Source organism: Noviherbaspirillum sp., assembly GCF_035254685.1.
GTDB lineage: Bacteria > Pseudomonadota > Gammaproteobacteria > Burkholderiales > Burkholderiaceae_D > Noviherbaspirillum.
Genome location: NZ_DATFAI010000003.1, coordinates 25,368 through 52,315 on the forward strand (window position 1 = coordinate 25,368; position 26,948 = coordinate 52,315).

Below are 26,948 nucleotides of genomic sequence, written 5' to 3' on the forward strand. Positions count from 1 at the left end.
GAGAAAGGCGACAGATGTTCACCTCCAGCTTGTTCCCCCGCAGCGTATTCGCGCTCGCGCTTGCCGCCGCGTTCACGGCATCGGTGCGTGCGGAGGATGCCTCCGCGCTGGGAACGGGAGCAAACGATTCTGCGCAAACACCGGCTCCCGCTGCTGCCATCGTCGATGCCGAGCGCGGCAATTCATCATCCATCCTCAATCGCATCAAGGCCGACGCAGCATACCTTCGCGGCATCACCGGCAGCGGCGTGACGATTGCCGTGCTTGATACCGGCATCAATGCCAGCCATCGCGAATTTGCCATGCCGGGGAAACTGGTGCAGGGCTACAACGCGATCGATGGCGGCAGCGACGTGACCGACAGGTCAGGCCATGGCACGCATGTGGCCGGCATCCTTGCCGCCGATCGCGACGGGCGCGGCATCTTCGGTATCGCCTATGATGCGCGCCTGTTGCCAGTGAAGGTGTTCACCGACAGCGGCATGGGTTCTACGGCCGCGCTCGACCGCGGACTGCGCTACGCGATCGGCAGGGCGGCCATCGTCAACATGAGCCTGGGCGCGGCCGGCAGCTACGATCCGCAGGCCATGCAGGAAGCGGTGCATGCCGGCATGCTGCTGGTGGTCGCCGCGGGCAACGACCACGCGCGTAATCCCGACTGGCCGGCGCGCTTCGCGAAGGAAAACTGGGCAGGCAGCCAGATCATCGCAGTCGGCGCGGTCGATGCGGCCAACCGTATCGCGGCCTATTCCAATCGCGCCGGCGATACCGCGCCCTGGTTCCTGGTCGCGCCCGGCTCGTCCATCGTGTCGACCTACCCCGTCAACCAGTATGCTGCCATGTCCGGCACCTCGATGGCCACACCCATGGTCAGTGCCGCGGCGGCGCTGGTGAAGCAGCTCTGGCCGTCGCTGAGCGCGGAGCAGATCGCCACCATCCTGTTCGTGACCGCCACCGACCTCGGCGCGCCCGGGATCGACCCGGTGTACGGGCGCGGCCTGCTGAACATCGACAAGGCGCTGCAGCCGATCGGCGCGGTGACCACCACCACGCTCAACGGCAAGCGCATCAACGTGCTGGCCGGTTCCGTGCAGCCCTCTTCGGCCACCAGCATGTTGTGGAACCTGGCCGCCGCCGGCCAGTTGCGCGTGTTCGGCGTGGACGACTTCCAGCGCGACTTCCAGGTCGACATGGGCGCCGCCGTGGCACGGCCCACGCCGCTGTCGCTGGACAATGCCTTCGACGACATGGATCGCCGCATGGCCGTGGTCGATCGCCTGCTGGACGACGGCAGCCGGCTGGCGGTGGCCTTTGGGCCTGCGTCGCCGGCATCCTCCTCCTGGGGCATGGGTGCAACACAGGGTGCGGCGCGACGTCAGCTCGTCGCGTTCTCCCTGACGTCGCGGGCAGGCAGCAGCACCGAGACGGCGTTTGGCATGGGTGGCATGGCCGGCATGTATTTCGGCGCCGGCGGATTGCGCCTGACGCAGGGCGCGCCGCTGGACCAGGTTGCTGCGCTGTCCAATCCCTACTTCACGCTGGTGCCCGGCGCCGCGCATGCCGCGCTCGCGCAACAGGTCGGCGAAGTGAAGCTGAAATTCGGCGTGCTCAGCAGCAGCCTCAATCGCATGCTGGCGTCGCAAGACGGCATTCCGTTGCCTTCCGCGCCGGACCTGGCGCATGCGAGCAGCGCCCTGTTCGAAATCTCGCGCAGCTTCGGCGATGCCGCGCTCTCGCTATCGATGTCGCAGACCAGCGAGACCAACGCCTACCTCGGGTCGTATTCGAGCGGCCCGCTGTCCATCGGCCCCGTCGCCTCCACGGGCGCGGTGCAGGTGGCGGGCGCAGTGCTGCTCGCGCCCAAGGTGACGCTGGCCGGCCAGGCTGCCTATGGCGTGACGCCCGGGACTGCCAGTCGGGACAGCCTGGTCACCGACATCTCGCGCGCGCGCACCAATGCGTTTTCACTGGCGCTGGTTGCGGCCGATCGCATCCGGCGCGGCGACCGCATGAGCCTGTCACTGTCGCAGCCGATGCGCACCTACGCAGGGCGGATCGTGATGGACATGCTGACCGGTGACGGCATGTCTTCGCCTTCCCGCGAGCGGCTCGTCTTTTCCATGGTGCCGCTGGGCCGCGAAATGCGCGCCGAACTCAACTACTTGGTGCCGGCCGGCCGCGAAGGCTCGCTTGGTGTGTCGTTCACCGTGCGACGCGATCCGAACAACCTGATCGATGTGTCCGTGGAAAAGTTGCTGGCGGTGCGGTTTGCGACTGCGTTCTAACGCGCGATGCTGCGCCGTGCTGCTGAAATCCCCAAAGCCGGTAACATGGTGCATTCCCGCCTGATTTCCTGACTGAATGGCAATGCATGTCTTCACCTACGGCTCCCTGATGTTCCCCGAGGTATGGACGCGCGTGGTCCGCGGCGCCTGCCGTTCCGCGCCGGCCCGGCTCGACGGTTTCGCGCGCTTCGAAATCCACGGCGAGACCTATCCGGGCATGGTGCCCATGACAGGCGACAGCGTATCGGGCGTGCTGTATTTCGACGTCGCGGACGAGGATGTCGCCGCGCTCGATGCCTTTGAAGGCGAGGAATACCGGCGCGACACGGTGAATGTGGTACTGGAATCCGGCGAAGCCCTTGCCGCCGGCGCCTATGTCTATTTGCTTCCGCAAAAGTTGTCGGAATCGCCATGGCGGCCGGGCGCGTTCCGCATGGAGCGCTTCATTGAGACGTATTGCCGTGACAAATTGGGCGAATGAGGGCGAGCCGGTATAATTCCACCCATCCTCACATTTCACAGGATGGCCATGAGGTGGCCCGCTAAACGGACCGCCAGCCATCCTTTTTTATCCCATGCTCGCTTCACAAAAACAACAGATTATCGACCTGTTCCAGGCCGCTCTCGCGCCCATTGTCGCCGGGACGGATATGCAACCCAACGTGGTGCTGGAGCGCCCGCGCGATCCGGCGCACGGCGACATCGCCTGCAACATCGCGATGCAGCTGGCCAAGCCGCTGAAGAAGAATCCGCGCGAACTGGCGCAGGCCATCGTGGCATCGGTGCTCGCCAACAAGGGATCGCTGATCGAGACGGCCGAGATTGCCGGGCCCGGCTTCATCAACCTGCGCGTGGCTGCCGCCGCCAAACAGGACGTGGTGCGCGAGATCTTCAGGGAAGGAGATCAATTCGGCAAGGCCAAGGCCGGCAGCGGCAAGAAGGTGATGGTGGAATTCGTGTCGGCCAATCCGACCGGCCCGCTGCACGTCGGTCACGGCCGCCAGGGCGCGCTGGGCGATGCGCTGTCTTCGCTGCTGGAATCGCAGGGCTATGAAGTCACACGCGAGTTCTACTACAACGACGCCGGTGCGCAGATCGGCAACCTCGCGTACTCGGTGCAGGCGCGTGCCCGCGGCCTCAAGCCGGGCGACGAGCACTGGCCCGAGTCGGCCTACAACGGCGACTACATCGCCGACATTGCCGCCGATTTCCTTGCAAAGAAAACCGTATCCGCCAGCGACGGCAAGCCCGCCACGGCGACGGGTGACTTCAACGACCTCGAATCGATCCGCCTGTTCGCAGTTGCCTACCTGCGCCGTGAGCAGGACCTTGACCTGCAGGCCTTTGGCGTGAAGTTCGACAACTACTACCTCGAATCCTCGCTCTACCATGATGGCAAGGTGGAAGCCACGGTCGATGCGCTGGTCAAGGCCGGCAAGACCTACGAGATGGATGGCGCGCTGTGGCTGCGCACCACAGAGTACGGCGACGACAAGGACCGCGTGATGAAGAAGTCCGACGGCTCCTACACCTACTTCGTGCCGGACGTGGCCTATCACATCACCAAGTGGCAGCGCGGCTATGGCAAGGTCATCAACGTGCAGGGCAGCGACCATCACGGCACGGTGGCGCGCGTGCGCGCCGGCCTGCAGGCGGTCGGCATCGGCATCCCGCAGAGCTATCCCGACTATGTGCTGCACAAGATGGTCACCGTGATGAAGAATGGCGAAGAGGTCAAGATCTCCAAGCGCGCCGGTTCCTACGTGACGCTGCGCGACCTGATCGAATGGTCGGCCGGCGATCCGAAGGATGAGAACGGCGAGCGCGACGTGACGCGTGGCCGCGACGCGGTGCGCTTCTTCCTCATCTCGCGCAAGGCCGATACCGAATTCACCTTCGACGTCGATCTCGCGCTGTCGCAGTCGGATGAAAACCCGGTGTACTACGTGCAGTACGCGCATGCGCGCATCTGCTCGGTGATGGCGCAGTGGGGCGGCGATGAAGCCGCGCTGAATGGTGTCGATCTGTCACCGCTGGCGTCGCCGCGCGAGGCGGCGCTCCTGGCCAAGCTCGCCGAATATCCGGAAATGCTGCAGAAAGCACTCGACGAACTCGGCCCGCATCAGGTAGCGTTCTATCTGCGCGACCTGGCCGGCGAGCTGCACAGCTACTACAACGCCGAGCGGGTGCTGGTCGACGACGAGTCCACCAGGATGGCGCGTTTGGCGTTAATGCTGGCAACGCGCCAGGTCTTGCGGAACGGCTTGGCGCTGATCGGGGTATCGGCGCCGGCGAGGATGTAACAGGATGTGATTGAGGAAGTATGCACAAATACAACAGGCAGCAGGGCGGAACGATTTTAGGCATCATCATCGGCTTGATCATCGGCCTCGGCATTGCGCTGGGCGTGGCGGTCACGATCAACAAGACGCCGGTGCCCTTCACCGACAAGTTCGGCAGGCAGAAGACAGCTGAGCCGGCGGCCGGCCCGATGAGCGATCCCAACAAGCCCCTGTACGGCAACAAGGCCGCGGCCAAGGATGCGGCCAGGGACTTTGCGAAGGAGACGCCGCCGGAGAATACCGCAGCGCCGGCGCCGTCCGACAAGAAGGCGGAAGTCGTCAAGGTCGATCCGAAGCAGGATGGCAAGGCGCCGGTGGTTGAGCTGTCCGGCGACAAGGCGAAGAAGGCGGATGCTGCCGACGTCAAGGAAGCCAAGGCGGACTCGAAGGCGGAAAGCGCCGATGATAAGTGGACCTACTTCCTGCAGGCGGGCGCGTTCCGCGAGCAGACCGATGCCGAAAGCATGCGCGCCAAGCTGGCGTTGCAGGGCGTGGAGGCGAAAGTGTCCGAGCGCCAGTCGGAAAACGGCGTGCTCTACCGCGTGCGCGTCGGTCCCTTCACGCAACTCGAAGCCATGAACAAGGTTCGCGGCAAACTGTCTGATAATGGAGTCGATGCCGCCGTCGTGCGCATCGCGAAATAGTTCTCTCACAAAAAACAAGGGGAAGTACATGCGTTTTCTCAAACATGCACTCGCAGCACTGACCATCGGGCTGGTCGCCTTCGGCGCCGCCGCCACGCCCACCAATCCGCAACCCGGCGTGGATTATCGCGTGCTCGACAAGCCGCAGTCGACCGATTCCGGCAAGAAGGTCGAAGTCACCGAATTCTTCTGGTATTCCTGCCCGCACTGCAACGCCTTCGAGCCCGACCTGGAAGCCTGGGTGAAGAAGCAGGGCGACAACATCGTGTTCAAGCGCGTGCCGGTCGCTTTCCGCGATTCCATGATTCCGCAGCAGAAGCTGTATTACGCGCTGGAAGCATTGGGCAAGGTGGACGATCTGCATGTCAAGGTGTTCAATGCGATCCATGTACAGCACCAGCGCCTCGATACCGACAACAGCATCGCTGATTTCGTGGCGAAGAATGGCGTCGACAAGAAGAAATTTCTTGATGTCTACAACTCCTTCGGCGTGCAGAGCAAGGCCAAGCGCGCGGCACAACTGCAGCAGGATTACCAGGTCGACGGCGTGCCGCTGGTCGCCATCGACGGTCGCTTCCTGACCTCGCCGTCCATCGTCGGCGCCACCATGGGAAACCGCCCCGAGGCGGTGCTGTTCGAGGCGACGCTGCAGGTGATGGATGCGCTGGTAGCGAAGGTCGCGAAGGAAAAGGGCGGCACTGCAGCCGCTCCCGCACCGCATTCTCCGGTAGTCAAGAAGAGCAAGTGAAGATCGTAAAAAAATAGCAAGCAAGCCGGAACGTATTACACTGCAGGTCCGTCCTCGAAAGAGGACGGACTTTTTTATTTTCCGGCATGCCTTTGTGCAGCATGCCGCAGACCATAAGAACAACAAGTGAGGGTAGAGACAGACATGAAGCGTGTATTCATCACGGGCGCGTCGAGCGGCATCGGTGCCGCGCTGGCCCGCCACTACGCCGCGCAAGGCGCCACGCTCGGCCTCGTGGCACGCCGCCACGAGTTGCTGAAGGAGCTGGCCGCCAGCCTGCCGAACGCGCAGCGCCACCAGATCTATGCACTCGACGTCACCGATTATGCCGCCTTGACGGATGCCGCCGGCCGCTTCATCCAGGCCACGGGCGGCGCCGACATCGTGATCGCCAGTGCCGGCATTTCGCGCGGCACGCTGACTGAACATGCGGACGACCTTCCCGTCTTCGAGAACATCATGGCCACCAACGTCACCGCCACGGTCGCCACCTTTGCGCCCTTCATCGGCGTCATGAAACAGCAGGCGCAGGCGGGCAACCGCGACTGCCGCCTGGTCGGGATCGCCAGCGTGGCCGGCGTGCGCGGCCTGCCGGGCTCCGAGGCCTACAGCGCATCGAAAGCCGCCGTCATCAGCTATTGCGAATCGCTGCGGCTCGAAATGAAGAAATGCGGCATCAAGGTAGTGACGATCGCGCCCGGTTTCATCGACACGCCGATGACCCGCATCAACAAATACCGCATGCCCTTCCTGATGCCGGTGGAGAAGTTCGCGCGGAAGGCGGCGGCAGCCATCGACGCAGGAGACAGCTTCCGCGTGTTTCCGTGGCAGATGGGCATGGTGGCGAAAGTGGTGCGCGCACTGCCGAACTGGCTGTACGACATGGCGTTTTCCAACGCGCCGCACAAGGGGCGCAGGTAATGCAGTGCATCGATGCGCAACTCATCGACGTGCTCGGTACGGTGCATCAACCGATAGCACCGTCGGCGGCGCCGCGCATCGTGTCCCTCGTGCCGTCGATCACCGAACTGCTGTGCGAGCTAGGCCTCACTCCGTGGCTGGTCGGACGCACCGGTTTTTGCGTGCACCCGGCAGAGATCGTGCGTGACATACCGAAGGTTGGCGGCACCAAGGATGTCAACATCGACAAGATCCGCAGGCTGGCACCGACGCATCTCATCGTCAACATCGACGAAAACGAGAAAGCTTGCGTGGATGCGCTGGCAGAATTCATTCCGCACGTGATCGTCACCCATCCGCTTGCGCCGCGCGACAATCTCACGCTGTTTCGCCTGCTCGGCGGAATCTTTCGCGCCGGACAGGCTGCAGAGAAACTGTGCGTCGCCTTCGAGCAGGAATACGCAGCGTTGCAGGCGATGCCGAAGGGGCTGCCGCAGGTCATGCTCTACTGCATCTGGAAAGATCCGTGGATGACCATCTCGCGCGATACCTATATCGCGAACATGATGGCGGAAATCGGATGGCAATGCTGGTGCGTGCCGGGCGCGGCGTCGCGCTACCCGGCGTTCACCTGGTCGGACGATCTTGTTGGCGCGATCGCCGGCGTGCTGCTGTCAAGCGAGCCGTACCGTTTCACGCCGGAACATGCCGATGCGCTCGAAAAACAGATCGGCAAACCGGTCTCGTTGCTCGATGGCGAGATGATGTCCTGGTATGGCAGCCGGGCCATCGCCGGACTGCGCTATCTGCGACAACTCGTCGAGGAACCTGTCTGAGCGCGCTCAGGACTTCTCGCGGTGCATGCGCACCAGCATGCGGATGAACTCGCGCGCCAGGGCTTGATGATGGTCGTCGAGACGTTGCAGATCAGCGATCAGTTTGACATCGGCGGATTCGAAACGCGCGGTGCTGCCGGGCGGATCGATGGTGGCATGGATCTCGGTGCCGCCGAAGCGCAGCCACTCCGCCGGCACGCCCAGCCACTGCGCCAGGGTACGGAGTTTCTCCTGCGTCGGAATGGCTTCGCCAACCAGCCATTTGCGCGCGGCGTGTACCGTGATCGGACGACCCTCGAAGCGGATGTTGAATTCCCGTGCAAGTTGGGTCGGGCTTTCCGGCGAATAATCGGCGTTGCGAAGTGCGAGTTGCAATCTTTCGCTAAAGCCTTCTCGTTCAATTGATGGACTCATGACCGGGCACTATTCCACGACCTTCATTAACAGTCAGTCTCTTAACGCCGGGAACTTTTTGTGACTGCTTCTCTTGAATGACGGAAGCGGATTATCGGCAATATCACTGTTTGACAGATAGACCTGCCAACAGTGCGAGAAATATTGATGTGCCGCGCAGTGCCGGAGTCTTACAAGGCCGTCAGCCTTTTTCCACATCTGCCTGATGGTTTTTCGGGAAGACAACAGAGTTTCCCGAAAACCATGTCATTCAATCAAGATGAATGCGTTGTCGTGTCGTGCCGGTGGTTCCTGCTTCAGTCCCGCATGCGGAAGCGCACGACACCGTCGCCGCCTGTCTCGCGCTGCAGTACGCCGTCGAACCAGAGCTTGTGCAGGTGCGCGAGTGCTTCACCCATGGCAAAAGTCAGTTGATGCGAATCCAGCGGGCGACGGAACATGATCGGCACGATGTCGGCCGCCGACTGCGGCGTCGTGCATGCCTGCAGCACTTCCGCGAGACGTTCACGATGATGGTCGATCAACTGGTTGATGCGCGTATGCAAGCCGCGGAAGGGCTTTCCATGCGAAGGCAGCACCAGTGTGTCGGCCGGTAGGTCGTGGAATTTTCCGAGCGATTCAAGATACTGCTGCACCGGGTTGGCATCCGGTTCGACCGCGAACACCGAGACATTAGTCGAGATGCGCGGCAGCACCATGTCGCCGGAGATCAATACCTTCAGGTCATCGCAATACAGTGATGCATGTTCGGGCGAGTGGCCGAAACCAGTAATGACGCGCCAGGAATGTTCCCCGATGTGCAGCACCTGCCTGTCCTGCATCCGGTAATAGGACGCCGGCACGGATGGCACCAGGGTCGAGTAATAGCTCTTGCGCTCCTGCAGCTTTTCCACGGTTGCCGGATCAACCAGGCCGTGGCGCTGGAAGTGCGGCACCATCGCCACGCCGTCGACGCCGGGCAGGGATGCCGACATCATGCGGGCGAAACTGTATTCGCCTGTCGTCATCCACAGGGGCACATTCCATCGCGCGCAGAGCCAGTCAGCCAGTCCGACATGATCGGGGTGGCAATGGGTGGCGATGACGCGCACGATCGGCAGGCCGTCGAGGTGCGATGCGAACACGTTTTCCCAGTGCGCGCGCGTTGTGTCGGTGGCAATCCCACAATCCACCACGGTCCAGCCGTCCGTGTCCCTGAGCAGCCACTGGTTGATATGGTCGAGCGCGAACGGCAGCCCCGCGCGCAGCCAGAGCACGCCGGGCGCGACTTCCTGCACTGTGCCCGAAGCGGGGATCGTATTGTCGAAGGGATAGCTGAGTTGCGATTCGAGGAGGTTCATCCAGGGCTTTCAATGCACAAATTGTCAAACTTGCATGTTCACATTTGGCGCGTGCGCGCCTACAATAAGCCGGTTGACGTTAACGTAAACTGCAATCCGTTCGAACGATTGTAAACACAAACCCTTTTTGCTGCAGACGCCCATGCCGACTTACACCATCACCGAACTGGCCCGCGAGTTCGACATCACGCCGCGCGCAATCCGTTTCTACGAGGACCAGGGGCTGCTCAGTCCCAAGCGCGAGGGCGCGGGCGGGCGCACGCGCGTCTACAGCGCGCGCGAGCGCACCCGCCTGAAGCTGACGCTGCGCGGCAAGCGCCTTGGCCTCAGCCTGCAGGAGATCAAGTCGCTGGTCACCATGTACGAGTCGCCCAAGGACACCACTGCGCAACTGAAGCACTTCCTGGGCGTGCTCGAGCAGCACAAGGAGACGCTCGAGCGCCAGCGCGAAGACCTCGAAGTCACGCTCGCCGAAATCGCGGCGCACGAGGCAGAATGCCGCCGCCTGCTGGCCGGCGGAAAGCAGGGCAAGGTGGAAAAGAAATCCGCTTCGCGCCGCTTGAAGGACGCTGCCTGAGCATCCCGATACCGTATTTTCACTGTATCTCCTTTACGTTTACGTAAACGTCAATTAGCGGTATGATCCCGAACGTTGGCGAATCCGATTGCCAAATCAATAATGTGAGGACGACGACATGATCCATTTGCCCGGCTTGACCTTTGACCATGGCGAAGACATCGCCGCGCTGCGCGAAACTGTGCAGCAATTCGCGCAGGCGGAAATCGCGCCGCGCGCCGCAGAAATCGACCGCACCGACCAGTTTCCGATGGACCTGTGGAAGAAGATGGGCGATCTCGGCCTGCTCGGCGTGACCGTGAGCGAAGAGTACGGCGGCACAGAGATGGGCTACCTCGCGCACATCATCGCGATGGAAGAAATTTCCCGCGCCTCCGCCTCGGTCGGCCTGTCCTATGGCGCGCACTCCAACCTGTGCGTGAACCAGATCAAGCGCAACGGCAACGAAGAGCAGAAGAAGAAATACCTGCCCAAGCTGGTTTCCGGCGAATACGTGGGCGCGCTTGCCATGTCCGAGCCGAACGCCGGTTCCGACGTCGTGAGCATGAAGCTGCGCGCCGACTTCAAGGGCGACCGCTGGGTGCTCAACGGCAGCAAGATGTGGATCACCAACGGCCCGGACGCCGATGTGCTCGTGGTGTACGCGAAGAACGACATCGAAGCCGGCCCGCGCGGCATGACCGCCTTCCTGGTTGAAAAGGGTTTCAAGGGCTTCTCCATTGCGCAAAAGCTCGACAAGCTCGGCATGCGCGGATCGCACACCGGCGAACTGGTGTTCCAGGATTGCGAAGTGCCGGCCGAAAACGTCCTCGGCGGACTCGGCAAGGGTGTCAACGTGCTGATGTCCGGTCTCGACTTCGAGCGCACCGTGCTGTCGGGCGGCCCGCTCGGCATCATGCAGGCCTGCATGGACGCGGTCGTGCCCTACATTCATGACCGCAAGCAGTTCGGCCAGCCGATCGGGGAATTCCAGCTGATGCAGGGCAAGATTGCCGACATGTATTCGACCATGATGGCCTGCAAGGCCTATGTCTACGCCGTCGGCCAGGCCTGCGACCGTGCGAAGTCGCCGGAACAGGTGCGCGCACTGCGCAAGGACGCCGCCGGCGCGATCCTGTACTCCGCCGAGAAGGCAACCTGGATGGCCGGTGAAGCGATCCAGACGCTCGGCGGCAACGGCTACATCAACGAGAACCCGACCGGCCGCCTGTGGCGCGACGCCAAGCTGTACGAGATCGGCGCGGGCACCAGCGAGATCCGCCGCATGCTGATCGGGCGCGAGCTGTTCGCAGAGACGAAGTAAGCATTCACGCAATGTCCTCCGCCGTTGAAGGCGGAGGACGCATCCACAGAGCGAAGAGCCGGCGGAGACAGACAATGCGAGCGCCTGACCCCAATTATCGCCAGGTTGTGGAAGACGGTTTCCGTGAAGCCGCCTTCCTCGCCGAACTCGGCATCAAGCTTGTCGATTTCGGCCCCGGCTGGTGCGAATCATCCCTGCGCATCGAGCCGCGTCATCTGCAGCACACCGGCGTCATCCACGCCGGTGTCCAGGCGACCATTGCTGACCATACCGCGGGCGGGGCCGCCATGACGGTCACGCCGGCGCACGAGTACATCCTGACGCTGGAATTCAAAATGCACCTGCTGCGCGCAGGCCGAGGCGAACAATTGCGCTGCCTGGCGCGCGTCCTCAAGCCCGGCAAGGCCTTTCATGTCGTCGAATCCGAAGTGTTCGCGCTCGACGGCGAGAAGACGACGCTGGTCAGCAAGCTGACGGCCACCATGGCCGTGCTGCCGCGCGAGTGAGCGAACGAGGAAAGCGCCATGCAGATCGAGACATACCGCGGCTTCGTCTATCCCTGGTCGATGGATCATATCGGTCACATGAACGTGCAGTTCTACACCGGACGCTTTGACGAAGCCACCTGGCATTTCTTCGCGCGCCTGGGATTGACGCCAGGCTTCCTGAAGGAAAACCGGCGCGGCATGGTCGCGCTCGATCAGCGCACCCAGTACAAGCAGGAGGTTCATTCCGGATCGCTGTTGCACATCACCACCGAACTGCTGGAGATCAGGCGCAAGACGGTGCGCTTCCTGCACCGGATGTTCAACAGCGAAACCGGGCAGGAGGTGGCGACGACGGAACTGGTTGCCGGGTTTCTCGACACCGACGCGCGCAAGACCGTCGAATTCCCGCGGGCGGTGCTTGATGCCGCTCAAGTTTTGCTCAATGCGGCGCCCGAAGAAAATTTCATGTCAGGCAACTCGTAGTCTTACGGGTGTGATTTTTTGATATGGCGAAGTAATATCGATCATGACAACCCGGCACATTCCGATTCCGCTGCGCAGGCCCGTATGCCTGCCGCATGTGCCCGGCCGTCAGGGGCGGGAATCCACGGCGGCGCGCCGCGCGGATTGCCGAGACACAGGGGTTAAACTGGAGGCTTGGACAACACCATTCGAGCTGCAACGATGCCTCTGACCGCCTTTCCCAAACTTCTTTCATCCCAGATCGCGTTCGACATCGCGCGCACGATCCTGGACGGCTTCGACAAGCACTATCGCCTGTTCCGCGCCGCCAGCCACGACGCGCGCCGCTATTTCGAAACCTGCGATTGGAAAACCGCGCAGACCGAGGCGCGCGAGCGCATCGCGTATTACGACCAGCGCGTGCATGAATCCGTGCAGATGCTGGAGGATGAATACGACCAGGAAGAGATCAGCGACGACGTCTGGCGCGAAGTGAAACTCCACTACATCGGCCTGCTGATCAACCACAAGCAGCCAGAGCTGGCGGAAACCTTTTTCAATTCCGTCTGCTGCAACATCCTGCACCGCACCTATTTCCACAACGATTTCATCTTCGTGCGGCCGGCCGTCTCGACCGAGTACATCGAACCAGAAGACGGCCCGCCTTCCTATCGCGTCTACTATCCCGCGACGGACGGCCTGCGTTACACGTTGAAGCGCATCGTCACGAATTTCCAGCTGACGCCGCCCTTCGCCGACCTCGATCGCGATATCGGTTTCGTGGAGACGCGCATGCGCGCGCTGTTCGGCTCGGACCTGCTGGAGCCGAACCACCAGATCCAGGTGCTGTCCAGCCTGTTCTACCGCAACAAGGGCGCGTACATCGTTGGCAAGGGCATCAACGGCAACCGCATCTATCCCTTCGTGGTGCCCATCCTGTACAACCGCAAGCGCGAACTGGTGCTCGACACCGTGATCTTCGACCCGACGCTGATCACCGTGCTGTTCTCCTTCACGCGCGCCTATTTCATGGTCGACATGGAAGTGCCGTCGGCCTACGTGCATTTCCTGCGCACGCTGATGCCGTACAAGCCGCGCGGCGAGATCTACACAATTCTCGGCCTGCAGAAGCTCGGCAAGAACGCCTTCTACCGCGAGTTCCTGCACCACCTGCACCATTCGTCCGACTGCTTCGAGACCGCGCCCGGCATCCGCGGCCTGGTGATGGTGGTGTTCGCGCTGCCGTCCTTCCCCTATGTGTTCAAGGTGATCAAGGACTCCTTCCCGCCGCCGAAGGAGATTACGCGCCAGCAGGTCAAGGAAAAGTACCTGCTGGTGAAGTACCACGACCGCGTCGGCCGCATGGCGGACACGCTGGAATATTCCAACGTCGCTTTTCCGCGCGCACGCTTCGACGACGCGCTGCTGGCCGAGCTGAAAGAGGTGGCGCCTTCGCTCGTCGAGGAGGAAGGCTCGCAGATCATCATCCGGCACCTGTACATCGAACGCCGCATGACGCCGCTCAACATCTTCCTGTCGGAAGCCGAGAAACGCGGCGACCATGCGGCGGTCGAGCACGGCATCGTCGAGTACGGCAATGCGATCAAGGATATGGTCGGCGTCAATATCTTCCCCGGTGACATGCTGTACAAGAACTTTGGCGTGACCCGTCATGGTCGAGTCGTGTTCTACGACTATGACGAGATCGAATACGTCACCGACTGCAACTTCCGGAAGATCCCGCAGGCGCGCAACGAGGAAGACGAGATGGCGAGCGAGCCCTGGTATCCGGTGGCGAAGAACGACGTGTTCCCCGAGCAGTTCGAGACCTTCCTGCTTGGCAATCCGGAAGTGCGAAAGTATTTCCTCAAGCATCACGCCGACCTGCTGACGCAGGAATACTGGCAGAACGCGAAGCAGCGCCTGCTCGACGGCATCGTCGAAGATGTATTCCCGTATCCGCAGGAATTGCGTTTCAGCTACAAACCCTTACCCCCGGCGGCGCAAGCCGCCTAGTTCGCAGACCTTTGGAGAAAAATGATGAACGATCCTATTGTTATTGTTGGTGCCGCGCGTACCCCGATGGGTGCATTCCTGAGCGACTTCGCTTCCCTGTCGGCTTCCGATCTGGGGGCGGTGGCGATTCGTGCTGCGGTCGAGCGCGCAGGGGTAGAGCCGAAGCTGGTGGACGAAGTCCTGTTCGGCAACTGCCTGATGGCCGGCCAGGGCCAGGCGCCGGCTCGCCAGGCAGCGATCAAGGCCGGCATTCCGGTTTCCACCGGCGCGGTCACGATGTCGAAAATGTGCGGATCGGCGATGAAAGCCACCATGATCGGCTTCGACTCCATCCTCGCCGGCACCAATGAAGTGGTCGTCGCGGGCGGCATGGAATCGATGACCGGCGCGCCCTACCTCATTCCGAAGGGCCGCGGCGGCTATCGCATCGGCCACGCGATGATGTACGACCACATGATGCTCGACGGCCTGGAAGACGCCTACGACAAGGGCCGCGCGATGGGTACCTTCGGCGAAGAATGCGCCGCCAAGTACGAGTTCACGCGCGAAGCGCAGGATGCGTTCGCGATCGAATCGGTCAAGCGCGCGCAGGCCGCCACCAATGACGGCTCGTTCAAATGGGAAATCGCTGCGGTCACCGTGCCGGGCAAGGGCGGTGACGTCGTGGTCGACAAGGATGAAGGCCCGCTGAAGGCCAAGCTCGACAAGATCCCGTCGCTCAAGCCGGCCTTCAAGAAGGATGGCACGATCACCGCTGCGTCCTCCTCCTCGATCAATGACGGCGCCGCCGCGCTCGTGCTGATGCGCGAATCGACCGCCAAGAAGCTCGGCTGCAAGCCGCTGGCACGCCTGCTCGGCCATGCCACGCATTCGCAGGAGCCGAACTGGTTCACTACGGCACCGGTCGGCGCGATCGAGAAGCTGTACAAGAAGCTGAACCTGACCACCAAGGATGTCGACCTGTTCGAGATCAACGAAGCCTTCGCAGTGGTGCCGATGGCGGCGATGCACGATCTTGGCATTGCGCACGAGAAGATCAACATTCACGGCGGCGCCTGCGCGCTCGGCCACCCGATCGGCGCATCGGGCGCACGCATCATCGTCACGCTGATGGGCGCGCTGAAGAAGACCGGCGGCAAGCTGGGCGTCGCGTCGCTGTGCATCGGCGGCGGTGAAGGTACGGCGGTGGCGATCGAGATGGTGTAAGCGACTGCTCAAGCAATGCTCCGCACGGCTCCCTCTCCCTTGCAGGGAGAGGGTTGGGGAGGGGGTAGAGTGTCTGCATCATCGTAGCGGGCAACGCAACCATTCCACCCTCATCCCAACCTTCCCCCTTGAAGGGGGGAAGGAGCCGGCAGCAAGACTTATTGACTTTTTTCTCCCGGATTCCGTCATGCCTACCGCACTCATCATCGGTGCCTCGCGCGGCATCGGCCATGAATTTGTCCGCCAGCTGCTGGCGGACCGCTGGAAAGTGTTCGCTACCGCGCGCGACGACGCGGCGCTCGCGGCCTTGCGCGCCGAAGGTGCCGAGGCGCTGAAGCTGGATGTGACGAAGCCGGAATCGCTGGCCGGGCTTGGCTGGCAGATGGACGGCGAGAAGCTCGACCTCGCCGTGTACGTGGCCGGCGTATTCGGTCCGCGCGATGGCGCGAAGACATCGCCGACCGCGCAGGACTTTGACCAGGTCATGCACACCAACGTGCTTGGTGCGATGCAGGTGATTCCGCTGGTTGCGCCCATGGTCGAAGCGGCGAAGGGCAGGTTCGGTTTCCTCAGCAGCGGCATGGGCAGCGTGACGCAGGCGGAATCGAGCTACGGCTGGGTGTACCGCGCGTCGAAGTCGGCACTGAACATGGTGCTGAAGAGCGCGTCCTTCGATTATCCGGACGCCACCTTCGTCGCGCTCGATCCCGGCTGGGTGAAGACCGACATGGGCGGGCCGGGCGCGACCATCACGGCCGAGGAAAGCGTGCGCGGCCTGCTGCAGGTGATCGCCTCGCTGACGCCGGCCGACACCGGCAGCTATCGCAGTCGCAGCGGCAAGCGGCTCGACTGGTAATTGCAGATAACAACAGGAAAACGACGACAACATGGTGCTGACCGAACAACATGAAATGATCCGCGACGCGCTGCGCAGCTTCGCGCAGGAACGCCTCGCCCCGAACGCCGCGCGCTGGGACAAGGAGCATCACTTCCCCAAGGATGAGCTGCAGGGCTTGGCCGCGCTCGGCGCGTTCGGCGTTGCAGTGCCGGAGGAGCTCGGCGGTGCGGGGCTCGACTATCTGTCGCTGGCACTGGTGCTGGAAGAGATCGCGGCGGGCGACGGCGGCACCTCGACCGTCATCTCGGTCAACAACTGTCCGGTGTGCAGCATTGCAATGATGTATGCCAACGAAGCACAGAAGGAACAGTGGCTGAAGCCGCTGGCGCGCGGCGAGATGCTGGGCGCGTTCTGCCTCACCGAGCCGCATGTCGGTAGCGATGCATCGGCCCTGCGCACCACAGCGACGCGCGACGGCGACCACTACGTGCTGAATGGCGTGAAGCAGTTCATCACCAGCGGCAAGCATGCCGACGTGGCCATCGTGATGGCGGTGACCGACAAGGCGGCCGGCAAGCGCGGCATCAGCGCATTCTGGGTGCCGACCACGACGCCGGGTTACATCGTCGCGCGTCTCGAAGACAAGCTCGGCCAGCATTCGTCGGATACCGCGCAGATTCTGTTCGAGAACTGCCGAATCCCGGCGCAGAACATGATCGGCGACGAAGGACAGGGCTACAAGATCGCCCTGTCCGGCCTGGAAGGCGGACGCATCGGCATCGCCTCGCAATCAGTCGGCATGGCGCGCGCCGCGTTCGAAGCCGCGCTCGCCTATGCGAAGGAGCGCACCAGTTTCGGCAAGACCTTGTTCGAACACCAGGCGGTGCAGTTCAAGCTGTCCGAGATGGCGACACAGATCGAAGCAGCGCGGCAGCTGATCTGGCACGCGGCCAGCCTGAAGGACGCCGGCAAGCCCTGCCTGAAGGAAGCGGCGATGGCCAAGCTGTTCGCCAGCGAAATGGCCGAGCGCGTCTGCTCCGATGCGATCCAGGTCCACGGCGGCTACGGCTACGTCAGCGATTTTCCGGTCGAGCGCATCTATCGCGACGTGCGCGTGTGCCAGATCTACGAAGGCACCAGCGACATCCAGAAGATCCTGATCGGCCGCGCGCTGGCCTGAGATAAAAAACGGAGGAGACATGAGCAAGGCCATCGATTTCTATTTCGATTTTTCATCGCCCTACGGCTACTTCGCGTCGACGCGCATTGATGATCTCGCGGCGGAGTACGGACGCAAGGTGAACTGGCATCCGGTGCTGCTCGGCGCGGTGTTCAAGACCACCGGCGGCATGCCCTTGCCGATGGTGCCGCTCAAGGGCGTCTATTCCTATCGTGATTTCGAACGCAGTGCGCGTTTTCACGGTATTCCGTATCAGCGCCCCGCAAATTTTCCGCTGGCGACGCAAACGGCGGCGCGCGCGATGCTGTGGGTGCGCGAGCAGCATGGCGAGAGCAAGGCCGTCGAGTTTGCAAAGGCCGTGTACCGCGCGTATTTCGTCGATGGCGTCAACATTTCCGACACGGACAGCATCGCCTCCATCGCCGCCTCGCAAGGGCTGGATACGGCGGCAGTGATCGACGGCGCCAACAGTGCGCCCGTCAAGGAGCACCTGAAAGCCGACGTCGATGCCGCGATCGCGCGCGGGGTGTTCGGTTCGCCCTTCGTGATCGTCGACGACGAACCGTTCTGGGGCTTCGACCGCTTCGACCAACTGGAAGCATTTTTAAAAAACGGAACAATCTGAACACCGGAGGAGACAACATGCCGATGAAAAAAGGATACAAGGCGCTGGTCGATGAAGCGATGGCGCAGGTGAAGACCTACAGCGTGGAGGAGGCGAAGGCAAAGTTCGGCGATACGAATGTGCAATTCGTCGACGTGCGCGATGTGCGCGAACTGGAGCGCGACGGCATCATCCCCGGCGCCTTTCCCGCGCCGCGCGGCATGATCGAATTCTGGGTCGATCCCGATTCTCCCTATTTCAAGCCCGTGTTCGGCGAAAAGAAGGAATTCATCTTCTTCTGCGCCGCCGGCTGGCGCAGCGCGCTCACCACCAAGACCGTACAGGACATGGGCCTGGAAAACGTCGCCCACATCGAAGGCGGTTTCGGCGCCTGGAAAGCGGCAGGCGCGCCGGTGGGGGTGAAGGAGAGCAAGGGCAAGCATTGATTTGTTTGTCCACGGAAAACACGGAAAACACAGAAAGATTCTAGATTTCTCGCGGTGGCATGAGGTAATTGAAATGCTCCCGGGCTGGACCAGAGTCGGGTTGTTTACCTTTTCGTGTTTTTCGTGTTTTCCGTGGACAAAGATTTGAACTTATGACACGTACATCCAAGCCGGCACCATGCCCCTGCGGCGGTAACAACTACGCACGGTGCTGCGGACGCTTCATTGATGGCGCCGAGATACCGCAGACCGCCGAGCAGCTGATGCGTTCGCGCTACACCGCCTATACCTTGCACAACGAGGATTACCTGAAGGCGACATGGCATGCGAGCACTCGGCCGCTCGAAGCGGTGGCGCAGGATGAGGAAGTGAAATGGATCGGGCTGGACGTGCGCAGGTACGTTCCGGACGACGATACCGCGACGGTCGAATTCGTTGCCCGCTACAAGGTCGGCGGGCGCGCGCACCGGCTGCATGAAGTCAGCCGCTTCATGCGCGAGGACGGCCGCTGGTATTACGTCGATGGCAGTTTTCCTACAACACGATGACTGGAGATAACAAATGGCGCAGTTGGTTACAAGCTACGACCGGGGCAATCAGGACACGCCGTTGATCGAACAGACGATCGGCGATTTCTTCGATGCGATGGTCAGCCGTTTTCCCGATAACGAAGCGCTGGTAGCGTGCCACCAGCAGAGTCGCCTTACCTACCGCGAGCTGCAGCAGGAATCCAACCGGCTGGCCAGCGCACTGCTCGCTCTCGGCCTGCAGAAGGGCGATCGCGTCGGCATCTGGTCGCACAACAATACGGAGTGGCTGCTGACGCAGATCGCCACGGCGAAGGCCGGCATCGTGCTGGTCAACATCAATCCGGCCTACCGCATCGCCGAACTGGAGTACGCACTGAACAAGGTCGGCTGCAAGGCGCTGATCACGATGACGTCCTTCAAGACCAGCGACTACCTGGATATGATCCGTGCGGTCGCGCCGGAAATCGCTGCTTCCACGCCGGGCAACCTGCAGGCCGCGCGCGCGCCGTCACTAAAGACGGTGATCCAGCTGGGCGATGAAAACGTGCCGGGCATGATGCGTTTTTCCGACCTGATGGCAAAGGGCGATCCGGCCGATGCGCGCCTCGCGCAGATCGGCGCCACGCTCAAGAGTACCGAGCCGATCAACATCCAGTTCACTAGTGGCACCACCGGCTTTCCGAAAGGGGCGACGCTCACGCATCGCAACGTGCTGAACAACGGCTTCTTCATCGGCGAGGCGATGCGCCTTACGTCGTCCGACCGCCTGTGCATTCCGGTGCCGCTCTACCACTGCTTTGGCATGGTGCTCGGCAACCTCGCCTGTCTGACGCACGGCTCCACCATCGTCTATCCGAACGATGCCTTCGATCCGCTTCTGGTGCTGCAGGCGGTGCAGCAGGAGCGCTGCACCGGGCTGCACGGCGTGCCGACCATGTTCATCGCCGAACTCGACCATCCGCGTTTCAAGGAATTCGATCTGTCCACGCTGCGCACCGGCATCATGGCCGGCTCGCCGTGCCCGATCGAGGTGATGAAGCGCGTGGTCAGTGACATGCACCTGAGCGAAGTAACCATCGCCTACGGCATGACCGAGACCAGTCCGGTGAGCTGCCAGAGCACGACCGATACGCCGCTGGAGAAGCGCGTGTCCACCGTCGGCAAGACGCAGCCGCACCTGGAAGTGAAGATCGTCGATCCCGACACCGGCAAGACGGTGCCGGTCGGCACCTCGGGCGAACTGTGCACGCGCGGCTATTCGGTGATGCACGGTTACTGGGACGATGCGGAAAAGACTGCGGAAGCGATTGACGCGGAAGGCTGGATGCACACCGGCGACCTCGCGGTGATGGACGCGGAAGGGTATGTGAACATCTCCGGCCGCATCAAGGACATGGTGATCCGCGGCGGCGAAAACATCTACCCGCGCGAGATCGAGGAATTCCTGTATCGCCATCCGGGCGTGCAGGACGTGCAGGTGGTCGGCGTGCCGGACAAGAAGTACGGCGAGGAACTGTGCGCATGGATCGTTCCGCGCGCCGGCGCCAGCATCAATGAAGAGAGCGTGCGCGAATTCTGCAAGGGGCAGATTGCGCACTATAAGGTGCCGCGCTACATCCGTTTCGTCGAAGCCTTCCCGATGACCGTGACCGGCAAGGTGCAGAAGTTCAAGATGCGCGAGCAAATGAAGCAGGAGTTGCAGCTCGCCGAAGAAAAGACCGCGTAAGCACGCGCAAACGCCACAGCAAAGGAAACAAATGTCTCACCTGGAAACCAAACTCAATCCGCGCAGCGAAGAGTTCAAGGGAAACGCCGCCGCGATGCAGGCGCTGGTTGACGACCTGAAGGAGAAGGTCGCGAAGATCGCGCAGGGCGGCGGCGAGGAAGCGCGCAAGAAGCACACCTCGCGCGGCAAGCTGCTGCCGCGCGACCGCGTGCAGATGCTGCTCGACCCGGGCACGCCCTTCCTGGAATTCTCGCAACTGGCCGCCTACGACATGTACCACAATGCCGCGCCCTCGGCCGGCATCATCACCGGCATCGGCCGCGTGGCGGGGCAGGAATGCGTGATTGTGTGCAATGACGCCACCGTCAAGGGCGGTACCTATTACCCGGTGACGGTGAAGAAGCACCTGCGCGCGCAGGAAATCGCCGACCAGAACAACCTGCCCTGCATCTATCTGGTCGACTCCGGCGGCGCCAACCTGCCGAACCAGGATGACGTGTTCCCCGACCGCGAACACTTCGGCCGCATCTTCTACAACCAGGCCAATCTGTCGGCCAAGGGCATCCCGCAGATCGCCGTGGTGATGGGCTCCTGCACGGCGGGCGGCGCCTACGTGCCGGCGATGAGCGACGAGTCGATCATCGTGAAGGAGCAGGGCACCATTTTCCTCGGTGGCCCGCCGCTGGTGAAGGCGGCCACCGGCGAAGTGGTGAGCGCGGAAGACCTCGGAGGCGGCGACGTGCACACGCGCCTGTCCGGCGTGGTCGACCACCTGGCGCAGAACGACATGCACGCGCTGTCGCTGGCACGCACCATCGTTTCCACCCTGAACCGCCAGAAGCCGCAGCAAATGGTGCTGCGCGAGCCGGTCGCGCCGAAGTACGACGCAAAGGAACTTTATGGCGTCATCCCGACGGACACGCGCAAGCCCTTCGACGTGCGCGAAGTGATTGCGCGCATCGTCGACGGCAGCGAGTTCGACGAATTCAAGGCACGCTACGGCACCACGCTGGTGTGCGGCTTCGCGCACATCTTCGGCATGCCGGTCGGCATCATCGCCAACAACGGCATCCTGTTCTCGGAATCGGCGCTCAAGGGCGCGCATTTCATCGAACTGTGCTGCCAGCGAAAGATCCCGCTGGTGTTCCTGCAGAACATCACCGGCTTCATGGTCGGCCGCAAGTATGAAAACGAAGGCATCGCGCGCAACGGCGCGAAGATGGTGACGGCGGTATCGACCGCCTCGGTGCCGAAGTTCACCGTGATCATCGGCGGCAGCTTCGGTGCCGGTAATTACGGCATGTGCGGACGCGCCTTTTCACCGCGCATGCTGTGGATGTGGCCGAATGCGCGCATCTCCGTGATGGGCGGCGAGCAGGCGGCGAGCGTGCTGGCGACGGTCAAGCGCGACGGTATCGAAGGCAAGGGCGGCAGCTGGTCCGCGGAAGAGGAAGAAGCCTTCAAGGCGCCGATCCGCCAGCAGTACGAACACCAGGGGCATCCGTACTACGCGTCTGCACGCTTGTGGGACGACGGCGTGATCGATCCGGCGGACACCCGCATGGTGCTGGGGCTGGGATTGAGCGCGTCGCTGAACGCGCCGATTCCGGAGACGAAGTTCGGCGTATTCAGGATGTGATCATGAGTTATCAGACACTCCAGCTGGCGATCGAAGGCCGTGTTGCGACCCTCACCCTCAACCGGCCCGACGTGCGCAATGCGTTCAACGAAAGCATGATCGCGGAAATCACGCAGGCTTTCCGCGAACTCGGCCAACACGACGAGGTGCGCGCCGTCGTGCTCGCCGCCAACGGGCCGGCCTTCTGCGCCGGCGCCGACCTAAACTGGATGAAGAAGATGGCCGGCTACACCTACGAGGAAAACCGTGCCGATGCCGCGCAGCTGGCCGACATGCTGCGCGCGATTTATTCCTGCCCGAAACCGGTGGTGGCAAAAGTGCAAGGCGACTGCTACGCCGGCGGCATGGGGCTGGTTGCCGCTTGCGATATCACAGTTTCCAGTGAGGCAAGTCATTTTTGTCTGAGCGAGGCAAAACTCGGCCTCATTCCTGCGACAATCTCGCCCTACGTCATCAAGGCCATGGGCGAGAACGCCGCCCGCAGGTATTTCCTCACGGCAGAACGCTTTTCCGCGCAGGAGGCATTGCGCATTGGCTTCGTGCACACGGTGGTTGCCGCCGATGCGCTCGATGCCGCGACGGCGGACATCGTGAAGGCGCTGGTGTCCAATAGTCCGAATGCGGTGAAGGAAGCGAAGCGGTTGGTACAGGACGTAGGCGGCCAGCCGCTGACGGAGGCCCTGATCGCCGATACAGCGACGCGGATCGCGGATATTCGCAGTTCGGAGGAAGGGAAGGAAGGCGTGCGGTCGTTTCTGGAGAAGCGCAAGCCGGGTTGGCTGGGTTAAGAAAGGATTGGTTCCTTCCCCCTGCAAGGGGGAAGGAGCATATCCGTTGAAACAGTTTTGGAGCAGTATTTTTGAACACAAGCCTGAAAACCCACTCTACCGCCAGCGAACAGATCGCGCGCAGCCTGAAGAGCGTCTGGCACCCCTGCACCCAAATGCAGCACCACGAAACGGTGCCGCTGGTGCCGGTCGCGCGCGGGCGCGGCGCGTGGCTGTATGACGTCGACGGCAATCGCTACCTGGACGCGATCAGCTCGTGGTGGGTCAACCTGTTCGGCCATGCGAATCCGCGCATCAACGCGGCGCTGAAGGAACAGCTGGACACGCTCGAACACGCGATGCTGGCCGGCTTCACGCATGAGCCGGTGATCGCGTTGTCGGAGCAGCTGTCCGCGCGCACCAATCATGTGCTCGGCCATTGCTTCTACGCATCCGACGGTGCATCGGCGACCGAGATCGCCCTGAAGATGAGCTTTCATTACTGGCGCAACATTGGCCGTACCGACAAGCGCGAATTCGTCTGCCTGAAGGGCAGCTACCACGGCGAAACAGTCGGCGCGCTCGCGGTCACCGATGTGCAACTGTTCCGCGATGCTTATGGCCCGATGCTGAAGCAGGCGCACGTCGTGATGTCGCCGGATGCACGCGATGCGCGGGACGGAGAGACGCCGGCGGATGTGGCGCGTCGCGCGGCGAAGGAGCTCGAAGCATTGCTGCAGCAGCGCAGCGATCACATCGCTGCCATCATCGTCGAGCCGCTCGTGCAATGCGCGGCCGGCATGGCGATGTACGACCCCGCGTATCTGACCGAAGTACGTGCCTTGTGCGATCGCTACCAGGTACACCTGATCGCCGATGAAATCGCCGTCGGCTGCGGCCGCACCGGCACCTTCTTCGCCTGCGAGCAGGCGAACATCTGGCCTGACTTTGTCTGCCTGTCCAAGGGAATCAGCGGCGGCTACCTGCCGCTGTCCCTGGTGATGACACGCGATGCCATCTACGAAGCCTTCTATGACGCCGACGTGCGGCGCGGCTTCCTGCATTCGCACTCCTACACCGGCAATCCGCTCGCCTGCCGAGCCGCACTCGCCACGCTGGCGATCTTCAATGAAGACGATGTGCTCGAGCGCAATCGCACGCGGGCAGCACGCATTACCGAGGCGCTTGCGCCGCTTGCCGATCATCCGAAGGTGAAACACTTCCGCCAACGCGGCATGATCTGGGCTTTCGATGCGCAAGTCGACGATGCGGCGGCCGCTGCCACGTTCTCGCGCCGCTTCTTCGCTGAAGCGCTGAAGAACGAGCTGCTGCTGCGTCCGATTGGACGCACGGTCTACCTGATGCCGCCCTACATTCTCGACGACGAGGAAATCGCCGGCCTCGCCGCGCGCACGCTTGCCGTGTTCGACAAAGTGATCGGAGCGTGAGCATGGAACTTCTCTCCGCACTCGAACGCGAACTGCAGCACCTGGATGAGAAAAGCCTGCGCCGCCGCCTGCGCGTGGCCGAGACGCCGTGCGCGCCGCATGTGAAGGTGGACGGCCGCGACATGCTGGCCTTCTGCAGCAACGATTACCTCGGCCTGGCATCTCATCCGCTGCTGGTCGAAGCCCTGCGCGAGGGCGCGTCGCGCTATGGCGTCGGCAGCGGCGCATCGCATCTGATCAGCGGCCACTCGCGTGCGCATGCGCTGCTGGAAGAGCGCTTCGCGGAATTCCTGTCTCCGCACCTGGAATCGCCGCGCGCACTGTATTTCTGCACGGGCTACATGGCCAACCTGGCGATCGTCAGCGCGCTGGCCGGACGCGACGCCGACATCTTTTCGGAAGAATTGAACCACGCCTCGCTGATCGACGGTGCGCGGCTGTCGCGAGCCAACCTGCATGTTTATCCACATGGCGATACCGCGGCGCTGGAAGGTTTGCTGAAGAACAGCAAGGCGAAGAACAAGGTGGTTGTCACCGACAGCGTATTCAGCATGGACGGCGATCTCGCACCGCTGCCGGCGCTGCTGGCCTTGTGCGAACAGTACGGCGCCTGGCTGGTGGTCGATGATGCTCACGGCTTTGGCGTGCTGGGTGCGAACGGGCGCGGCGCGCTGGAGCATTTCGGACTGCGTTCGCCCTACCTGGTCTACATGGGCACGCTCGGCAAGGCGGCCGGCGTCGGCGGTGCCTTCGTGGCGGCGCACGCGACCGTGATCGAATGGCTGGTGCAGCGCGCACGTCCCTACATCTACACTACCGCGGCGGCACCCGCGCTCGCGCATGCCTTGATGGCGAGCATGGACATCATCGCCGGCGAAGAAGGCGCGGCGCGGCGTGCGCACCTCGGCGCGCTGATCGGGCAGTTGCGCGGCGCGGTGAACTTGCAGCGCTGGAAAATGCATCCCTCGCACACTCCCATCCAGCCCGTCATCATCGGGCCGAACGACGAAACCATGCGCGCTGCCGGCACGCTGTACAGCAAGGGCTACTGGGTGCCCGGCATCCGCCCGCCGACCGTGCCGCCCGACACCGCGCGCCTGCGCGTGACATTGTCCGCTGCGCATACTGTGCAGGATGTTGTCGGGCTGGCGAGCGCGCTGACGTTTCTGGAGGCATTTACATGAACGCTTCGGTCGCTTATTTCGTCACCGGCACCGACACCGAAATCGGCAAGACGCTGGTGTCGTGCACCTTGCTGTACGCCTTGGCCCAACAAGGCCTGCGCGCGGTCGGCATGAAACCGGTTGCCGCCGGCGCGGAGATGCGCGACGGCGCGCTGCATAACGAAGACGCCGACCTGCTGGCCGCGGCATCCAGCGTCGCGCTGCCTGTCGCACTCACCACGCCCTACATGCTGCGCGAGCCGGCGGCGCCGCACATCGCTGCCGCGCAGGACGGTGTCACGATCGACATTCCACACATCCGTGCCTGTTACGACCAGATCGTGCAAGCCACGGATGCCGTCGTGGTGGAAGGCGTCGGCGGCTTCCGCGTGCCCTTGTCGGACACGACCGATACCGCCGACCTTGCGCAGCAGCTCGGCCTGCCGGTGATTCTCGTGGTCGGCCTGCGCCTGGGTTGCCTGAACCATGCGCTGCTGACCGCCGAAGCGATCGCCGCGCGCGGTCTGAAGCTGGCCGGCTGGGTGGGCAATGTGGTCGATCTGGAAATGCGTTACGGAACGGACAATTTTGAAGCGCTGGTAGCGCGCCTGCCCGCGCCTGCGCTCGGCTGCATTCCGCGCCTGCCCGCTGCGTCGCCCTCGGCTGCGGCTGACCATCTCGATTTTTCAGGCTTGCCGGGCTGGCCGGTTCGTCCTGTTGGCTCTAATTTAATTTGATGCAAAGGAAGTAGCCCCATGTCGCACACGATTACGTTCCACGAAATTGCGACCCCCGCCGCGCGCAAGGCCATGGCAGAGCAGCGCTGGCCGGTCGACAAGGTACTGGAACTGTTCAACCTGCCCTTCAACGACCTGCTGTACCGCGCGCAGATCGTGCACCGAGAACACTTCGACCCGCAGGAAATCGAACTGGCCACGCTGCTGTCGATCAAGACCGGCGGCTGCCCCGAGGATTGCGGCTATTGCCCACAGGCCGCGCGCTATGACACCGGCGTGCAGGCGCAGAAGATGCTCGAGCTGGAAACC

General features: G+C 62.7%; 26 protein-coding genes and 1 pseudogene. 25 read left to right on the forward strand and 2 right to left on the reverse strand.

Going from position 1 to position 26,948, the window contains the following annotated elements; genetic code table 11:
- Nucleotides 1–14 precede the first annotated feature (14 nt).
- The 7 genes from VJ698_RS00515 to VJ698_RS00545 all read left to right on the forward strand — a co-directional run bounded on the left by VJ698_RS00515 (nt 15) and on the right by VJ698_RS00545 (nt 7,755).
- Complete coding sequence (locus VJ698_RS00515) at nt 15–2,285, forward strand: S8 family peptidase (protein WP_324100682.1); 2,271 nt, start codon at nt 15–17, stop codon at nt 2,283–2,285.
- Nucleotides 2,286–2,367: 82 nt separating this feature from the next.
- Nucleotides 2,368–2,766: a gamma-glutamylcyclotransferase family protein gene (locus tag VJ698_RS00520; protein ID WP_324100683.1), complete on the forward strand. Its 399-nt coding sequence runs from the start codon at nt 2,368–2,370 to the stop codon at nt 2,764–2,766.
- 94 nt (nt 2,767–2,860) lie between these two features.
- Nucleotides 2,861–4,588, forward strand: coding sequence for an arginine--tRNA ligase (argS, locus tag VJ698_RS00525; RefSeq protein WP_324100684.1), 1,728 nt, complete (start codon nt 2,861–2,863; stop codon nt 4,586–4,588).
- 20 nt (nt 4,589–4,608) lie between these two features.
- Nucleotides 4,609–5,271 (forward strand): SPOR domain-containing protein, encoded by a 663-nt coding sequence (locus VJ698_RS00530; protein WP_324100685.1) that lies wholly within the window; start codon nt 4,609–4,611, stop codon nt 5,269–5,271.
- Between the two features lie 28 nt (nt 5,272–5,299).
- Nucleotides 5,300–6,019: a thiol:disulfide interchange protein DsbA/DsbL gene (locus VJ698_RS00535; RefSeq protein WP_324100686.1), complete on the forward strand. Its 720-nt coding sequence runs from the start codon at nt 5,300–5,302 to the stop codon at nt 6,017–6,019.
- Nucleotides 6,020–6,163: 144 nt separating this feature from the next.
- On the forward strand, nt 6,164–6,940 hold the full coding sequence (locus VJ698_RS00540) for an SDR family oxidoreductase (protein WP_324100687.1): 777 nt from the start codon (nt 6,164–6,166) through the stop codon (nt 6,938–6,940).
- Nucleotides 6,940–7,755, forward strand: coding sequence for a helical backbone metal receptor (locus VJ698_RS00545; protein WP_324100688.1), 816 nt, complete (start codon nt 6,940–6,942; stop codon nt 7,753–7,755). The genes VJ698_RS00540 and VJ698_RS00545 overlap by 1 nt, the downstream gene beginning before the upstream one ends.
- Nucleotides 7,756–7,761: 6 nt before the next feature.
- On the opposite strand, the gene VJ698_RS00550 is transcribed toward VJ698_RS00545, so the two are convergent.
- Entirely contained in the window at nt 7,762–8,130 is a 369-nt protein-coding gene (locus VJ698_RS00550; RefSeq protein WP_324100689.1) for a hypothetical protein, read from the reverse strand.
- 335 nt (nt 8,131–8,465) lie between these two features.
- Nucleotides 8,466–9,509 (reverse strand): MBL fold metallo-hydrolase, encoded by a 1,044-nt coding sequence (locus VJ698_RS00555; protein ID WP_324100690.1) that lies wholly within the window; start codon nt 9,507–9,509, stop codon nt 8,466–8,468.
- Nucleotides 9,510–9,651: 142 nt separating this feature from the next.
- Here VJ698_RS00555 and VJ698_RS00560 point away from each other — a divergent pair, with 142 nt between their 5' ends.
- The 18 genes and pseudogenes from VJ698_RS00560 to VJ698_RS00645 all read left to right on the forward strand — a co-directional run.
- Entirely contained in the window at nt 9,652–10,086 is a 435-nt protein-coding gene (locus VJ698_RS00560; protein WP_324100691.1) for a MerR family DNA-binding transcriptional regulator, read from the forward strand.
- Nucleotides 10,087–10,204: 118 nt separating this feature from the next.
- Nucleotides 10,205–11,389 carry an isovaleryl-CoA dehydrogenase gene (locus VJ698_RS00565; RefSeq protein ID WP_324100692.1) on the forward strand — a complete coding sequence of 395 codons (1,185 nt, stop codon included), beginning with the start codon at nt 10,205–10,207 and terminating at the stop codon, nt 11,387–11,389.
- Nucleotides 11,390–11,463: 74 nt separating this feature from the next.
- Nucleotides 11,464–11,895, forward strand: a complete 432-nt coding sequence (locus tag VJ698_RS00570) for a PaaI family thioesterase (RefSeq protein WP_324100693.1) — start codon at nt 11,464–11,466, stop codon at nt 11,893–11,895.
- A gap of 18 nt (nt 11,896–11,913) precedes the next feature.
- Entirely contained in the window at nt 11,914–12,360 is a 447-nt protein-coding gene (locus tag VJ698_RS00575) for a thioesterase family protein (RefSeq protein ID WP_324100694.1), read from the forward strand.
- Between the two features lie 201 nt (nt 12,361–12,561).
- Entirely contained in the window at nt 12,562–14,355 is a 1,794-nt protein-coding gene (aceK, locus tag VJ698_RS00580; RefSeq protein WP_324100695.1) for a bifunctional isocitrate dehydrogenase kinase/phosphatase, read from the forward strand.
- 24 nt (nt 14,356–14,379) lie between these two features.
- Nucleotides 14,380–15,561, forward strand: coding sequence for an acetyl-CoA C-acetyltransferase (locus VJ698_RS00585; RefSeq protein ID WP_324100708.1), 1,182 nt, complete (start codon nt 14,380–14,382; stop codon nt 15,559–15,561).
- A 187-nt stretch (nt 15,562–15,748) separates the two neighbouring features.
- Complete coding sequence (locus tag VJ698_RS00590; RefSeq protein ID WP_324100696.1) at nt 15,749–16,417, forward strand: SDR family oxidoreductase; 669 nt, start codon at nt 15,749–15,751, stop codon at nt 16,415–16,417.
- Nucleotides 16,418–16,448: 31 nt separating this feature from the next.
- On the forward strand, nt 16,449–17,579 hold the full coding sequence (locus VJ698_RS00595) for an acyl-CoA dehydrogenase family protein (protein ID WP_324100697.1): 1,131 nt from the start codon (nt 16,449–16,451) through the stop codon (nt 17,577–17,579).
- A 19-nt stretch (nt 17,580–17,598) separates the two neighbouring features.
- The gene (locus VJ698_RS00600; RefSeq protein WP_324100698.1) at nt 17,599–18,204 is read left to right on the forward strand and encodes a 2-hydroxychromene-2-carboxylate isomerase; all 606 of its coding nucleotides are present in this window, start codon (nt 17,599–17,601) and stop codon (nt 18,202–18,204) included.
- Between the two features lie 17 nt (nt 18,205–18,221).
- Nucleotides 18,222–18,629 (forward strand): rhodanese-like domain-containing protein, encoded by a 408-nt coding sequence (locus tag VJ698_RS00605; RefSeq protein ID WP_324100699.1) that lies wholly within the window; start codon nt 18,222–18,224, stop codon nt 18,627–18,629.
- 152 nt (nt 18,630–18,781) lie between these two features.
- Nucleotides 18,782–19,177: a YchJ family protein gene (locus VJ698_RS00610; RefSeq protein ID WP_324100700.1), complete on the forward strand. Its 396-nt coding sequence runs from the start codon at nt 18,782–18,784 to the stop codon at nt 19,175–19,177.
- A 13-nt stretch (nt 19,178–19,190) separates the two neighbouring features.
- Nucleotides 19,191–20,885 carry an AMP-binding protein gene (locus VJ698_RS00615; RefSeq protein WP_324100701.1) on the forward strand — a complete coding sequence of 565 codons (1,695 nt, stop codon included), beginning with the start codon at nt 19,191–19,193 and terminating at the stop codon, nt 20,883–20,885.
- 31 nt (nt 20,886–20,916) lie between these two features.
- Nucleotides 20,917–22,524 carry a carboxyl transferase domain-containing protein gene (locus tag VJ698_RS00620; RefSeq protein ID WP_324100702.1) on the forward strand — a complete coding sequence of 536 codons (1,608 nt, stop codon included), beginning with the start codon at nt 20,917–20,919 and terminating at the stop codon, nt 22,522–22,524.
- Nucleotides 22,525–22,526: 2 nt separating this feature from the next.
- A complete protein-coding gene (locus VJ698_RS00625; RefSeq protein ID WP_324100703.1) occupies nt 22,527–23,312 on the forward strand; it encodes an enoyl-CoA hydratase/isomerase family protein in 786 nt (261 codons plus the stop codon).
- Nucleotides 23,313–23,383: 71 nt separating this feature from the next.
- Nucleotides 23,384–24,739: an adenosylmethionine--8-amino-7-oxononanoate transaminase gene (gene bioA / locus VJ698_RS00630; RefSeq protein ID WP_324100704.1), complete on the forward strand. Its 1,356-nt coding sequence runs from the start codon at nt 23,384–23,386 to the stop codon at nt 24,737–24,739.
- A 2-nt stretch (nt 24,740–24,741) separates the two neighbouring features.
- Nucleotides 24,742–25,923, forward strand: coding sequence for an 8-amino-7-oxononanoate synthase (bioF, locus tag VJ698_RS00635; RefSeq protein ID WP_324100705.1), 1,182 nt, complete (start codon nt 24,742–24,744; stop codon nt 25,921–25,923).
- The gene (bioD, locus tag VJ698_RS00640) at nt 25,920–26,639 is read left to right on the forward strand and encodes a dethiobiotin synthase (RefSeq protein ID WP_324100706.1); all 720 of its coding nucleotides are present in this window, start codon (nt 25,920–25,922) and stop codon (nt 26,637–26,639) included. The genes bioF and bioD overlap by 4 nt, the downstream gene beginning before the upstream one ends.
- A gap of 72 nt (nt 26,640–26,711) precedes the next feature.
- Nucleotides 26,712–26,948 (forward strand): annotated as a pseudogene (locus tag VJ698_RS00645) (biotin synthase BioB); the annotation flags it as partial.